The following is a 13,400-nucleotide window of genomic DNA, read 5'->3' as shown; positions in this document are numbered from 1 at the left end:
GATGGCGACTTTTAAAGAATTTCGCAATAATGTAAAACCAAACTGGTGCCCAGGCTGTGGCGACTTCTCTGTTCAGGCGGCAATTCAGCGTGCTGCTGCAAATGTTGGATTAGAGCCAGAAGGCTTGGCAGTTATTTCAGGAATCGGATGTTCTGGCCGTATCTCCGGATATATCAACTCTTACGGATTCCACGGAATCCATGGCCGTGCCCTTCCTATCGCACAGGGTGTGAAAATGGCGAACCGTGATTTAACAGTTATCGCTTCAGGTGGAGACGGTGACGGATTTGCGATTGGTATGGGACATACAGTCCATGCGATCCGCCGCAACATCAATATTACTTATATCGTCATGGATAATCAGATTTACGGTTTGACAAAGGGACAAACTTCCCCTCGTTCAGCTGCTGGATTCAAGACAAAATCAACTCCAATGGGCTCAATCGAACAAGCGATTTCTCCAATGGAATTGGCATTGACTGCTGGCGCTACATTCGTGGCACAAAGCTTCTCAACTGACCTTAAGGATTTAACTGCTCTTATCGAAGCAGGAATCAAGCACGAAGGTTTCTCTTTAATCAACGTGTTCAGCCCATGTGTAACTTACAATAAAGTAAACACATATGACTGGTTCAAAGAAAACCTGACAAAGCTTAGCGATATCGAAGGATATGACCCAACAAACCGTGAAGCTGCAATGCAAACTTTGATGCAGCATGATGGACTTGTAACTGGGTTAATCTATCAAAACACCGAGCGCAAATCATACCAGGAACTAGTAAGCGGCTACTCTGAAACTCCGCTTGCACATGCAGATCTTAAGCTTGATCAGGCTCACTTTGATAAGCTAGTTGCAGAATTCATGTAATAAAATAGTCTCTTGATCCTAAAAGGTGCTGGGACTGGACAATATTAGACCCCAATCATTGTTGATTGGGGTTTTTATTATCGTCGATTAGTGACAACCATCACACCTAAAGATGTATTGTTGAGGTAATATTGGGTATTGGACAGGCTTTTTCTCAAGGAATACTGTATTTCCAGCGCCTACTATTGTTTTCATTGATTGAAGAGTTTATACTATTATAATGTGTATATTTAATATTTTCAGGGTTTCAAATTTCATTTGCCCTGATTTAAAAATGCGGTAGCTTTCTGGATTTAGACTCCAGCGCCTGACCGTTTTCATTCGGCATGAGCTGCTATTAAGACCCTTATGCATAGCAGCGGACTAATGCAATTCGTAGCGGCTCAAATCGCTCACGCTTTTCTAACGAAAGGGGATCTACAATGAACGAAAATCAACGCTTGGAAAGCCAACAAGTACAATCTGCTAATCCTTCGGACAAAAAATCCGATAAGGATTACAGCAAGTACTTTGAAACTGTTTATACAGCTCCTTCCTTGAAGGATGCGAAGAAACGCGGCAAGGAAGAAGTGGCGTATCATAAGGACTTTGCCATTCCCGAGCAGTTCCATGGAATGGGCCAGGGGCGTAAGTTCTATATCCGCACGTATGGCTGTCAGATGAATGAACATGACACAGAAGTTATGGCTGGAATCTTCTTAAACCTGGGTTATGAACCGACAGACACGGTGGAAGATGCAAATGTCATTCTTTTAAATACTTGTGCGATCAGAGAAAATGCCGAAAATAAGGTTTTTGGAGAACTTGGACATCTTAAACATTTGAAAAAAGAAAAGCCTGATCTCCTGTTGGGTGTTTGTGGCTGTATGTCACAGGAAGAATCAGTCGTAAACAAGATTTTAAAAACATATAACCAGGTTGATATGATTTTTGGGACACATAATATCCACCGTTTGCCAAACATCCTTCATGAAGCATATATGTCAAAGGAAATGGTTATTGAGGTTTGGTCTAAAGAAGGGGATGTAATCGAAAACCTTCCTAAAGTGCGCAGGGGCAATATTAAGGCATGGGTTAACATTATGTATGGCTGTGATAAGTTCTGCACTTACTGCATCGTTCCTTATACTCGCGGGAAGGAGCGCAGCCGCCGTCCAGAAGATATCATCCAGGAAGTACGCCAGCTTGCTGCACAGGGCTATCAGGAAATTACCCTGCTTGGGCAGAACGTAAACGCGTACGGCAAAGACCTTACTGATATGAAGTATGGTCTAGGTGACCTGATGGATGAAATCCGTAAAATTGATATTCCTAGAATCCGTTTTACTACAAGCCATCCGCGCGACTTTGATGATCATTTAATCGAAGTGCTCGCTAAAGGCGGTAATTTGATGGATCACATCCATCTGCCGGTACAATCTGGTTCCACTGATGTATTGAAGATTATGGCACGTAAATATACACGTGAACAATATCTTGAGCTAGTCAGTAAAATTAAGGCCGCAATCCCTAATGCTACTATGACTACAGATATCATTGTAGGCTATCCAAACGAAACCGAGGAGCAATTTGAAGAAACAATGTCCCTTGTTCGTGAAGTTGGCTTTGAAGCTGCATATACCTTCATTTATTCTCCAAGGGAAGGCACACCTGCTGCTAAGATGCAGGACAATGTCCCGATGGAAGTAAAGAAAGAGCGTTTGCAGCGTTTGAATGCACTGGTTAATGAGCAATCTGCGCAGTCCATGAAAAAATATCAGGATCACATTGTTGAGGTACTGGTAGAAGGCGAAAGCAAGAATAACCCTGATGTCCTTGCGGGCTACACAAGCAAGATGAAGCTTGTAAATTTTGTCGGTCCCAAAACCGCGATTGGCAAAATGGTGAAAGTAAAGATTACAAATGCAAAAACGTGGTCATTAAACGGGGAAATGATCGAAGAATTTGAACCAGTTGAGGTGAAGTAGGATGGCTAAATATAATAAAGATGACATTATCCAGCGTTCAAGAGAAATAGCATTAATGATTGCTGAGACGGAGGAAGTTGATTTTTTCAAGCGTGCAGAAGCGCAAATTCACGAAAATGAAAAAGTAAAAACCATTATTTCTTCTATTAAAGGTTTGCAAAAACAGGCTGTTAACTTCCAGCACTACGGAAAGTCAGAAGCGCTTCAAAAGACTGAAGAAAAAATTGCTTCATTAGAGCAGCAGCTTGACGAAATTCCAGTGGTACAGGAATTCAAGCAATCTCAAATGGAAGTAAATGATCTGCTTCAGTTAATCGCTACAACGATCTCAAATACCGTTACGGATGAGGTGGTCGCTTCAACTGGCGGAGATGTTCTTCGCGGAGAAACAGGCGCATCGATCAAAAATGGCGAAAGCTGTGGCAGCAGCTGCAGCCATTAAACAATAAAAATTTTATTGGAACATGGTATCTATACAAGATAGATACCATGTTTTTTTATGTTCTTGCCTCCACTTTTTCATCAATCGGGAACATTCATCGTGATTGGGCATACAATGAACTATGCCTAAGTTTTTACTAGCTGTTCTAAAATTAATCGCACACTAGTCTAATATCACGCATAGGATGAATTGAAAAAGATTGAGGAGGTTTCGCTCGCAATGGGAGAACACAGAGAGATTATTACGAAAGCCGTCGTAGCGAAGGGACGCAAGTTTACACAGTCCAATCATACGATCACCCCAGCGCATCATCCGAGCAGCATTCTAGGCGCTTGGGTCATAAACCATAAGTATAAAGCAAAAAAGGTCGGCAAAACAGTTGAGGTAAGCGGGTCTTATGACATCAATATCTGGCATTCCTTTGATGATAATACAAGAACAGAAGTAGTAACAGAGAAAGTAACGTACTGTGATGTCATCAAGCTTAAATACCGCGACCCAGATTGCATGGATGACCACGATGTGCTTGTCGAGGTGCTTCAACAGCCTAACTGCATTGAAGCAGTCATCTCGCCAAATGGCAACAAGATCATCGTACATGTAGAGAGGGAGTTCCTGGTTGAAGTCATCGGAGAAACCAAGGTATGCGTTCTTGTCCATCCAGGTGGCTGCGACTGTGACGATGATGAATGGGGCCACGGTGTCGATGACGACGAGTTTGAAGACCTAAACCCAGATTTCCTTTTAGGAACTGAAGAAGAATAACATCGAACTAGGAAGCTCGCACTTCCTAGTTTTTTTTTTAAGGGCAAGTAATTGTTAAATTTTTGCAAGCACATATGTTGAAAGCACCTAGTTTTAGTGCAGCTACTGCTTTAATCCTTGATCGTGGCGGTATTTGAATTTTTTGAAAGAAGAAATAGTCATTTATGACAGAAAAGCGTGAGTTGTTATCTTTATTAGAATACATATTATCACATCTAAGCACTTGCATTCTTTGAATTTAGGGAAATTGCGGAATTGTTATTACTCTCAATAAAAGGAATGTTGTGATTGAAGCCGAATAGTATATGTAGCCGCGATGTAGGGTTGTAAGGCGGACCTGCAAATTACTGTTCCAGGCTTTCGCTATGATGGCGAAGAACGGTATTGTCCCTAATAACTATGAATACGGTTTTCACTGATCAATACTTTAAATTAGGCGAAAATAGTATAATAAAATTTTTTTGATTAATACCTTATTTTTATGCACCAGAATGATTGAGTACCTAAAAATTTTAACTGTTGTCGCTATTATTCATGGAAGAAAAAGGTAGCCAAACGGGGGAATCAAGATGGCAGATAAAAAACCGATTAATGATGCTATGGATCATCTAAATAAAATAGAAGGTTATCCGACGAAGGTAGAACTGAAAAAACTGCCAAAACCACTAAGGTATTTTGGCTACTTTATGATTGGTTTCTTTTCGATATCGATTTTATTCATTATGATCATGAATTTATTGTCATGAATTCTGTCGCTTTATTTATTAGGAAAGAAGGAAAATAGCATGAACATTTTCGGAATTAAAGAGGATGAAATCAATTACGTCTTCAGGCCGGGAGTCTATGGTTTGATCTTCAATGAACATATGGATAAAATCGCCGTAATCCAAACGAGTGATGGCAACTAATTTCTACCTGGCGGAGGCTTGGAAAACGAAGAATCACAAGAAGAATGCCTCCGGAGAGAAGGTATCGAGGAAATGGGCATGACGCTGGAAATAGGATTGTATATAGGGAGCGCCCAACGTTACTTTTTTTCAGCGAATGATATGAACTATTATCTAAGTGAGGTTTTTTTTTACATATGTAACATCCTAGGCAAGGCAGGAGAGCCAACAGATGCGGGGCATTTCCTAAGGTGGATGGAACCAGCAAAGGCCATAAAATGTTTGTTTCATGATCACCAAAGCTGGGTTGTAGGCCAGACTTTAAAAATGATGAATTAAAAGAATGAAATTATTAAGTGTTTCTATCGTTTTTAAGCTAAACAGATTCGTAGCAGCTAGGATCAAAAATTATTATAAGGACTGCTCATTGGGAAAATTAAATAAACCAAAATACCTCTTTCAATGAGTCACTGCTTAATGTTAAGGTAAGCATAATACCCCTCAATCGAAATAAATTTGTTTAACTCAAGGAAATTATGGGAAAATATTTTCTAGAATAGTCAATGATAATGAGGGCGATTATGAATAACAACTTTGAATATCTAATTTTTCGTGAGGAACTTAGACGGCTGCATAATGAATATCAAAGATGTAATGATGTCAGGATAAGGAAAGCAATATCAAAAGATATCGAACTATTGGAGAATGCGATCAAAACGATCTAGAAAAGTAAATATAGCAGGAGATTTATCTATGAATAAACTTTTAAATGACCCAGACTTCCTTCATTTCTGCGAAACTGCCTTGCCAATAGAAGTGGTGGAGAAACTAACAAATAACAATATTCGCGGGCTTGAAAATATAGCCCTAAGATCAATATCGACACGTAAAAAGCTGCCGGCCAATGTTGTGAATGTTTTATTGGTATACTTCTTTAGCACTTTCGCTAATCAGGTATACAATCGGAATGATTTAGCTAGAGTATACGATTATTGGGCATCAAATGATGTAAGGACGATGCAGCAGGCAGTAGAAATGACGAACGAGAATATAGAACAAGTATTAAACACTTTAAAATAATTGATTAATGTAAACAGGCTGAATCTTAGCCTGTTTTTTTTTGCTGGGATAACTTGTTTTTCATAAAAATAAGCATGGTTGATCATTTTCAGATAGTATTAACAGCTGCTGGTGACTCTGAGAGCGTGATAGACTTGCTTAAAAAGATTGCTCAATGGATGAAAAATAACAGGATTAATCAATGGCAATATCTATTTTAAATGGTCCTGCTCCAGGTCCTTTTTTTATGAAAACATTCACTCAATGTTAATAAAATCTTCAATATTAAAGAGAAGTACCGGGTTAAAATGGAAGGGTAAAGAGAGCAGGGGAAATCGTAAGCGTGTGACTTTGCAGGGGGTGCCCTGCCCGAATAAAAGGGTTGTCGCCTTAACAAAGAACGTGGGAGAGGACGAAAATGAATGTAATGATCATCGACGACCATGAAATTGTGCGAGATGGATTAAGCGTGCTTTTGGAGCAGTCGTTTTGCATCGATGAGAGAATTTATGCCTGTGATGGCTATGAGGCATTAAAGGCTGCTGAACAGTTTCGAGCTGACCTTGTGTTGCTTGAAGTTTCGATGTTAAGACGATTTGATGGCCTGACAACATTAGAAAGACTGAGAAAAATACTGCCGGTGGCCAAAATTGTCATTCTTTCAATGCATGATGATATCGGATACCAGAAAAAAGCATATGAGGCAGGAGCAGATGGATATTTAATCAAGCAGCATAAGCGGGATGAACTTGTTCAATCACTCGATCGGATTTTAGCTAATCAGAAGGTATTTGATAAGCTTGAATTGGACGACGAAGGTGGAGTTGATCATTTTCACCAAATCGATTTGCCGATCACAAAGCGGGAACAGGAAGTTTTCATCTTGACAGTTATGGGCTTTTCACAAAAAGATATTGCTGAGAGGCTCAGAATTTCAGTTAAAACAGTCGAAAACCATCGCCAGAAAATCGGTGAAAAGCTGAAAACACAAAAACGTTATGAATGGGTCGAACTGGCACGTAAATATAATGTCTTCCAAAACTAACAAGCAGGACTGAAAAAGTCCTGCTTTTACGCATTTCTACGGTAAAGCGCTGGGGGTCAGACCCCCAGCACGGTAAAACGTTAAAGCGCTGGGGGTCTGACCCCCGATGCGGTGAAGCTTTGGTGCGGTGATGTGGGTTTGGTAATTCTTTTTAGGGGGATTCTATCGAAAAATAACTATTGTCGAGTTATAATAGATATTTAGAGTATAAGATCGAATTAAAGTGAATGTTGGAGGATAATATGGCTACATATACCCCTATGATAAAGCAATACCTGCAAGTAAAGGCAGACTACCAAGATGCCTTTTTATTTTTTCGCCTGGGCGATTTTTATGAAATGTTCTTTGATGATGCACTGAAGGCATCTCAAGAGCTTGAAATTACTCTTACAAGCAGAGAGGGCGGCGGTGAGGAACGGATTCCGATGTGCGGAGTGCCTTACCATTCGGCCCCTAACTATATTGAACAGCTGATTGCTAAAGGATATAAAGTAGCGATTTGCGAACAAACCGAAGATCCGAAATTGGCTAAAGGTGTCGTTAAGCGGGAAGTCGTCCAGCTGATCACGCCTGGAACGATGATGGAAGGCCGTGGACTTACGGATAAAGAGAACAATTTTATCGCTTCTGTTTCCGTTTTCCCTGGAGATACGTATGGATTTGCCTGCAGTGATCTGACAACTGGAGAAAGCAGGGCTACACTGCTATCAGGAAATATCGAGGAACTGATCAACGAGCTGTCGATGTCCGGTGCAAAGGAAGTAGTCATTGAAAGCGCGCTTTCTTCAGAAATTCAAAAGAAGCTGAAGGAACGTTCGATTATGGCTATATCGATAGAGGATAACACTGATCTGAATGAAAGCTTCACGGAGCTTTTTACTGAGCTTAACAATGACCAATTAAAAACAACTGGATCAAGATTATTCAACTATTTGTTCAGAACACAAAAACGCAGCCTGGTTCATTTGCAAAAAGTATCCGTCTACAAAGTCCAGCAATATATGAAAATTGATTATTTTTCAAAGCGAAACCTTGAACTGACTGAAACAATCCGTTCAACTGCAAAAAAGGGCACGCTTTTGTGGCTGCTCGATGAGACAATGACGGCTATGGGCGGAAGGATGCTCAAGCAATGGATCAACAGGCCGCTCATTGATCAAGCGGAGATTCGCCGCAGGCAGGAAATGGTCCAGCTATTTGTGGGACATTACTTTGAACGGCAAGAATTAAGAGAAAAACTGAAAGAAGTATATGACCTTGAAAGGCTGGCAGGAAGAGTTGCGTTCGGCAATTTGAATCCAAGGGATCTGATGCAATTAAAAAGGTCATTACTGCAGGTGCCTACTTTAAAGCATATTTTGGAGAGCCTTCCGCATGAAGAAGCAGCTCGCATGGCTGACCGCCTTGACCCTTGTGAAGAGGCTGCGGACCTGCTTGAGCAGGCGATCGTTGATAATCCTCCTATTTCTGTTAAGGAAGGAAACATCATCCGGGATGGGTATGATGAACAGCTCGACCAATACCGTGATGCAAGCAGAAACGGAAAAACTTGGATTGCGATGCTTGAGCGCCAGGAGCGTGAGAAAACAGGCATAAAATCTCTGAAGGTCGGCTACAACCGTATTTTTGGTTACTATATTGAGGTGACACGCGCGAACCTTCATTTGCTTCAGGAAGGCCAGTATGAACGCAAACAGACGCTTTCAAATGCCGAGCGATTTATCACACCTGAATTGAAAGAAAAGGAAGAATTGATCCTTGCAGCAGAGGAAAAAAGCATTGAGCTTGAATACCAGTTATTTGTCGGCATTCGCGAAACAATCAAAGAATACATCCCTAGATTGCAGGGACTTGCGAAAGCACTCAGTGAATTGGATGTCCTGCTTGGATTTGCCGAGCTAAGTGAACAGCGGAGATATGTAAGGCCAGCATTTTCTGAAGACAGGAAAATTGTCCTTAATGATGGCCGCCATCCAGTTGTCGAAAAGGTTATGGATGCGCAGGAATATGTGCCGAATGACTGCTTTATGAATGGAGAACGGGAAGTACTCCTTATAACAGGGCCTAATATGTCTGGTAAAAGTACGTATATGCGCCAAATTGCACTTACGGCAATCATGGCACAAATAGGCTGCTTCGTACCCGCATCTGATGCAGAAATGCCAATCTTTGACCAGGTATTCACGAGGATTGGTGCGGCAGATGACTTGGTATCAGGACAGAGTACGTTCATGGTCGAGATGCTTGAAGCGAAGAACGCGATTACGAACGCTACTGAAAACAGTTTGATCTTATTTGATGAAATCGGCCGAGGAACATCCACCTATGACGGAATGGCACTTGCCCAGGCGATGATTGAATATATTCACGATAAAATTGGCGCTAAAACGCTATTTTCAACGCATTATCATGAACTGACAACGCTTGAAAATGAACTGGTGAAATTGAAGAACGTCCATGTCAGCGCGGTTGAACAAAATGGGAAGGTCGTGTTCCTTCATAAGATCAAAGAAGGGGCGGCAGATAAGAGCTATGGTATACATGTTGCCCAGCTTGCTGAACTGCCGGCAGAGCTTATCGAGCGTGCCGCAGAAATTCTATCAATCCTTGAGCAGACAGATGCTCAGATTTCCAACGAACTTCATGGACAAAGAAGTGCTGATCCTGTACCAAACGCTGTTAATACTGAGGGGCTGCAAGCTCAACACAGGCTTCAGGTCGCTGAAACAGCTGCCGCTGCACAACTATCATTCTTTGATGAGGATCCGTCACCTAAGAAAGAAAGTTCAATTAGCAAAAAGGAAAAGCAAGTACTTGATAAATTAAGCGGGATTGAAATACTTGATATGACGCCGCTTCAAGCAATCAATGTACTTTACGAATTGCAGAAAAAGCTGCGCAATTAATGAATTAAAGCGAATGCTGGAGGTGGAAAAATGGGGAAAATCATTCAACTCGATGATGCTTTATCAAATAAAATCGCAGCCGGAGAGGTAGTTGAGCGTCCAGCTTCTGTCGTGAAGGAGTTGCTTGAGAACTCGATCGATGCCGGCAGTACTATAATCGAAGTCGATCTTGAAGAAGCTGGGCTTGCGAGGATCAGGATTACCGATAATGGTGATGGCATTGAAGAAGACGATGTTCTTACCGCCTTCCAGCGCCATGCGACCAGCAAAATCAAGAATGAGAACGACTTGTTCCGGATCAGGACGCTTGGTTTCAGAGGAGAGGCTCTGCCGAGTATTGCATCTGTTTCTAGATTGGAAATGAAGACCTCAACAGGTGTCGAAGGAAACAAGATTACGATCGAAGGCGGCAAAGTGGAGTCGCTTGATAAGGCGGATGGCCGCAAAGGAACCGATATCACGATCACTGACTTATTTTTTAACACACCGGCTCGCTTGAAATATATGAAGACGATCCACACGGAACTAGGGAATGTCACGGATGTCGTAAACCGGCTTGCACTTGCTAATCCAGATATTAGCTTCCGGCTCGTCCATAATGGTCGCCAGTTATTGAAGACCGCAGGAAATGGCGATGTCCGTCAGGTTCTGGCTGCAATTTATGGAATCAATATGGTAAAAGCGATGGTGCCAATATCTGGCGAGTCACTGGATTATAAAATTAGCGGATATATCTCCATGCCTGAAATAACAAGGGCATCAAGGAATTATATTTCAACAATGATCAATGGCCGTTTCATTAAAAACTATGCACTGGTAAAAGCCATTCAGGAAGGGTATCACACATTGCTTCCGATAGGAAGATTTCCTGTGGTCCTGTTGAACATTGATATGGATCCACTTTTAATTGATGTAAATGTTCATCCTTCTAAAATGGAAGTGCGATTGAGCAAAGAGCAGGAACTAAATGAACTCGTGTCCAGCGTGATTAAAAATGCATTTAAAACGAAGGAATTGATACCTGCGGGGCTCATTTTACAAAAAATAAAGCCAAAGTCGGAACAGACTTTCATGGATCTTGATCATTTGCCTGAAAAAAGCACACCTAGTATCCATTCAAACGGTATTATCGGCAGTGGGCATCCCATCGAAGCAAAAGCATCTGAATTAAGCCAGCGCTATTCTGCTTCTGAACAGAAGGATTTAACTAAAACTGAAGCTCCAGACTGGCGGAATGCTTTTACAGCTGCAGAAACATTAATAAGGCCGGAAACAAATAAAAGTGAACAGAGCATTCAAGGAAATGTAAAGGAGCAAGAGGCACGTGTAGGGGAAACAGAAATAAACGATCCACGCGTTGCAGTGCCGGGTAAAGAGGTCCAATTGGATGAGCCTAGCATTACTACGGCAGAAGGCAATCCCTCCCGAGTCCCGCCTCTCTATCCTATTGGCCAGATGCATGGCACTTACATTCTTGCGCAGAATGAGCGTGGCCTTTATCTTATTGACCAGCATGCTGCCCAGGAGCGGATTAAGTATGAATACTTCAGGGATAAGGTAGGCGAAGTAGCTACAGAGCTGCAGGAAATGCTAGTGCCAATCACACTTGAATATTCTGCTGATGAATGCATTAAAATCAATGAACATCAGCAAGAACTTGAAAAGGTTGGAGTCTTCCTTGAGCCATTTGGCTACAATAGCTTTATCGTCCGCTCCCATCCGCAATGGTTGCCGCAAGGGGAGGAACAAGAGCTGATTGAGGACATGATCGAACAGCTGCTGGCGATGAAAAAAGTGGATATCAAGAAGCTGCGCGAAGAAGCAGCGATCATGATGAGCTGCAAGGCATCCATCAAGGCGAACCATCATTTGCGAAACGATGAAATCCAGGCATTGCTCGATGAATTGCGCCGCTCTTCTGATCCTTTCACATGTCCGCATGGAAGGCCAATCATTGTTCATTATTCCACTTATGAAATGGAGAAAATGTTCAAGCGTGTAATGTAAAAATAAACTTCAAAAGACAGTGCTTTCAACCTTGGAAGCACTGCTTTTTATTTTTGTGTAAATTAAAAAATGGATAGTAGAATACTGATTTTAACAGTATATTTAAAGTAGATGAGAAGAGTGGAGGTGCTCCATTGTTTGTTTTTTCGCTACTATTTGCCATCATGCCGATAGTCATTCTTGTTTTCATCGTAGCATTTGCAATGAAAAACAAAGAAAAAGGGGGAGAGCTCATGGTCAGGCATTTATATATTTACCTCGTTCTATTCGCTACTTTAATGATGGTCATTGGCGGAGGTGTTTCAATTTTTATGGCAACCGCCGATCTTGTAAGTCCATCTGGCTATTACCAGAGCTATACAGAATATAAACAAATGAATCAAAATGGGAAAATTGAAGGGTCAAAAACTGAATTGAGTGAAGACGAACTTCGCAGCAACTATGATGTTTATATAAATGAAGAAAAGACTCGCCAAAAGGATCGTGCCATTAACCAGATTATAAAAAGTCTTGGATTTATCATAATCCCTCTTCCGGTATTTTTGTATTTTAATAAGCTACGGAAACAGCATGCAGAATAGATTTTGGTGGGCACTGTAGCTTTAGAGATGTACGGTGCCTTGCTATATTTTCTGCCAAACAGGATTCTTCCAGCTATAAGACGAATTAATAATAATCTTAAGAATGATGTAAAAGGAGAGACATGTAATTGCTAAAACGTCCATTAATCGAAGAATATCCCGAATACACAAGAAGCTATATAAATTTAGTTCCAGAAGGAGAGATAACAGATATTCTTGCTTCACAATCGGATGAAACTTATACACTACTTTCAAATCTTACAGAAGCTGAAGCCAATTACCGGTATGCTGAAGGAAAATGGTCACTAAGTGAAGTCGTTGGCCATATAACGGATACCGAACGGATAATGGCGTACAGATTGCTGCGTATTTCCAGAGGAGATCAGACCGTGCTCCCCGGTTACAGTGAAAATGACTATGTAAAAGAGGCGGCCTTTCATTTGCGGTCCCTCACAGAGCTACTTGAGGATTATAAGTTAGTCAGAAGGTCTACAATCAGCTTAATGAAGGGGATACCTCAATATGCATGGGAGCGTAAAGGTTCGGCTAATGGATATGAAATTACTGCGAGAGCACTTCCTTTCATGATTGCAGGACATGAGCTTCATCATATGAAAATCAATAAGGAAAAATATTTAAAAAATTTGCTCTGTTAAAGGTCAATGTTGTTTTTAAGCCTGTTGATTGGAGTGGAAGGCGCGAAGACTCCTGCGGGAGCAGCGGGACAGGTGAGACCCCGCAGGAGCGAAGCGACGAGGAGGCTCACCGCACGCCCCGCGGAAAGCGAAGCGCCTGGAACGGAAATCAACAGCCTTGTTTAACAGAGACATCCATGCTAATGAAAATTCGCACCATGGTGAATGAAATGATGCA

The 13,400-nt window shown here is 41.5% G+C and carries 14 protein-coding genes and 1 pseudogene; 14 read left to right on the top strand and 1 reads right to left on the bottom strand.

The window, feature by feature from the left end:
- Position 1 precedes the first annotated feature (1 nt).
- The 14 genes and pseudogenes from V7654_RS00075 (at position 2) to V7654_RS00010 (ending at position 13,183) form a co-directional block, all read left to right on the top strand.
- Positions 2 to 868 (top strand): 2-oxoacid:ferredoxin oxidoreductase subunit beta, encoded by an 867-nt coding sequence (locus V7654_RS00075; RefSeq protein ID WP_335427497.1) that lies wholly within the window; start codon positions 2 to 4, stop codon positions 866 to 868.
- Between the two features lie 422 nt (positions 869 to 1,290).
- Complete coding sequence (gene miaB / locus V7654_RS00070) at positions 1,291 to 2,835, top strand: tRNA (N6-isopentenyl adenosine(37)-C2)-methylthiotransferase MiaB (protein ID WP_335427496.1); 1,545 nt, start codon at positions 1,291 to 1,293, stop codon at positions 2,833 to 2,835.
- Position 2,836: 1 nt separating this feature from the next.
- Positions 2,837 to 3,277: a RicAFT regulatory complex protein RicA family protein gene (locus V7654_RS00065; protein ID WP_335427495.1), complete on the top strand. Its 441-nt coding sequence runs from the start codon at positions 2,837 to 2,839 to the stop codon at positions 3,275 to 3,277.
- A gap of 219 nt (positions 3,278 to 3,496) precedes the next feature.
- Positions 3,497 to 4,042 carry an outer spore coat protein CotE gene (locus V7654_RS00060; protein WP_335427494.1) on the top strand — a complete coding sequence of 182 codons (546 nt, stop codon included), beginning with the start codon at positions 3,497 to 3,499 and terminating at the stop codon, positions 4,040 to 4,042.
- A gap of 569 nt (positions 4,043 to 4,611) precedes the next feature.
- Entirely contained in the window at positions 4,612 to 4,788 is a 177-nt protein-coding gene (locus V7654_RS00055; RefSeq protein ID WP_335427493.1) for an amino acid transporter, read from the top strand.
- 39 nt (positions 4,789 to 4,827) lie between these two features.
- Positions 4,828 to 4,950 carry a hypothetical protein gene (locus V7654_RS00050; protein ID WP_335427491.1) on the top strand — a complete coding sequence of 41 codons (123 nt, stop codon included), beginning with the start codon at positions 4,828 to 4,830 and terminating at the stop codon, positions 4,948 to 4,950.
- Positions 4,951 to 4,965: 15 nt separating this feature from the next.
- Positions 4,966 to 5,268: pseudogene (locus V7654_RS00045) on the top strand (NUDIX domain-containing protein); the annotation flags it as partial.
- Between the two features lie 242 nt (positions 5,269 to 5,510).
- Positions 5,511 to 5,654, top strand: a complete 144-nt coding sequence (locus tag V7654_RS00040; RefSeq protein ID WP_335427490.1) for a hypothetical protein — start codon at positions 5,511 to 5,513, stop codon at positions 5,652 to 5,654.
- A 28-nt stretch (positions 5,655 to 5,682) separates the two neighbouring features.
- Entirely contained in the window at positions 5,683 to 6,009 is a 327-nt protein-coding gene (locus V7654_RS00035; RefSeq protein ID WP_335427489.1) for a hypothetical protein, read from the top strand.
- 397 nt (positions 6,010 to 6,406) lie between these two features.
- Positions 6,407 to 7,033 (top strand): response regulator transcription factor, encoded by a 627-nt coding sequence (locus V7654_RS00030; RefSeq protein WP_335427488.1) that lies wholly within the window; start codon positions 6,407 to 6,409, stop codon positions 7,031 to 7,033.
- Between the two features lie 242 nt (positions 7,034 to 7,275).
- Positions 7,276 to 9,939 carry a DNA mismatch repair protein MutS gene (mutS, locus tag V7654_RS00025; RefSeq protein WP_335427487.1) on the top strand — a complete coding sequence of 888 codons (2,664 nt, stop codon included), beginning with the start codon at positions 7,276 to 7,278 and terminating at the stop codon, positions 9,937 to 9,939.
- A 30-nt stretch (positions 9,940 to 9,969) separates the two neighbouring features.
- Complete coding sequence (gene mutL, locus V7654_RS00020) at positions 9,970 to 11,946, top strand: DNA mismatch repair endonuclease MutL (protein ID WP_335427485.1); 1,977 nt, start codon at positions 9,970 to 9,972, stop codon at positions 11,944 to 11,946.
- 134 nt (positions 11,947 to 12,080) lie between these two features.
- A complete protein-coding gene (locus tag V7654_RS00015) occupies positions 12,081 to 12,527 on the top strand; it encodes a hypothetical protein (RefSeq protein ID WP_335427484.1) in 447 nt (148 codons plus the stop codon).
- A gap of 128 nt (positions 12,528 to 12,655) precedes the next feature.
- The gene (locus tag V7654_RS00010) at positions 12,656 to 13,183 is read left to right on the top strand and encodes a DinB family protein (RefSeq protein ID WP_335427483.1); all 528 of its coding nucleotides are present in this window, start codon (positions 12,656 to 12,658) and stop codon (positions 13,181 to 13,183) included.
- 15 nt (positions 13,184 to 13,198) lie between these two features.
- Here V7654_RS00010 and V7654_RS00005 read toward each other — a convergent pair.
- Positions 13,199 to 13,400 (bottom strand): hypothetical protein (locus tag V7654_RS00005; RefSeq protein ID WP_335427481.1); only part of this gene is annotated, 202 nt, incomplete at its 5' end.

The organism is Bacillus sp. JJ1609 (assembly GCF_036967045.1).
Lineage (GTDB): Bacteria > Bacillota > Bacilli > Bacillales > Cytobacillaceae > Mesobacillus.
The sequence above is the reverse complement of the archived record's forward strand: the minus strand, read 5'-3'. Positions and strand labels throughout refer to the sequence as shown.

Coding starts and splice junctions, on each gene's coding strand:
- V7654_RS00055 (WP_335427493.1), top strand. CDS start 4,612: ATGGCAGATAAAAAACCGATTAATGATGCTATGGATCATCTAAATAAA.
- V7654_RS00030 (WP_335427488.1), top strand. CDS start 6,407: ATGAATGTAATGATCATCGACGACCATGAAATTGTGCGAGATGGATTA.
- V7654_RS00075 (WP_335427497.1), top strand. CDS start 2: ATGGCGACTTTTAAAGAATTTCGCAATAATGTAAAACCAAACTGGTGC.
- miaB (WP_335427496.1), top strand. CDS start 1,291: ATGAACGAAAATCAACGCTTGGAAAGCCAACAAGTACAATCTGCTAAT.
- mutS (WP_335427487.1), top strand. CDS start 7,276: ATGGCTACATATACCCCTATGATAAAGCAATACCTGCAAGTAAAGGCA.
- V7654_RS00040 (WP_335427490.1), top strand. CDS start 5,511: ATGAATAACAACTTTGAATATCTAATTTTTCGTGAGGAACTTAGACGG.
- V7654_RS00065 (WP_335427495.1), top strand. CDS start 2,837: ATGGCTAAATATAATAAAGATGACATTATCCAGCGTTCAAGAGAAATA.
- V7654_RS00035 (WP_335427489.1), top strand. CDS start 5,683: ATGAATAAACTTTTAAATGACCCAGACTTCCTTCATTTCTGCGAAACT.
- mutL (WP_335427485.1), top strand. CDS start 9,970: ATGGGGAAAATCATTCAACTCGATGATGCTTTATCAAATAAAATCGCA.
- V7654_RS00050 (WP_335427491.1), top strand. CDS start 4,828: ATGAACATTTTCGGAATTAAAGAGGATGAAATCAATTACGTCTTCAGG.
- V7654_RS00060 (WP_335427494.1), top strand. CDS start 3,497: ATGGGAGAACACAGAGAGATTATTACGAAAGCCGTCGTAGCGAAGGGA.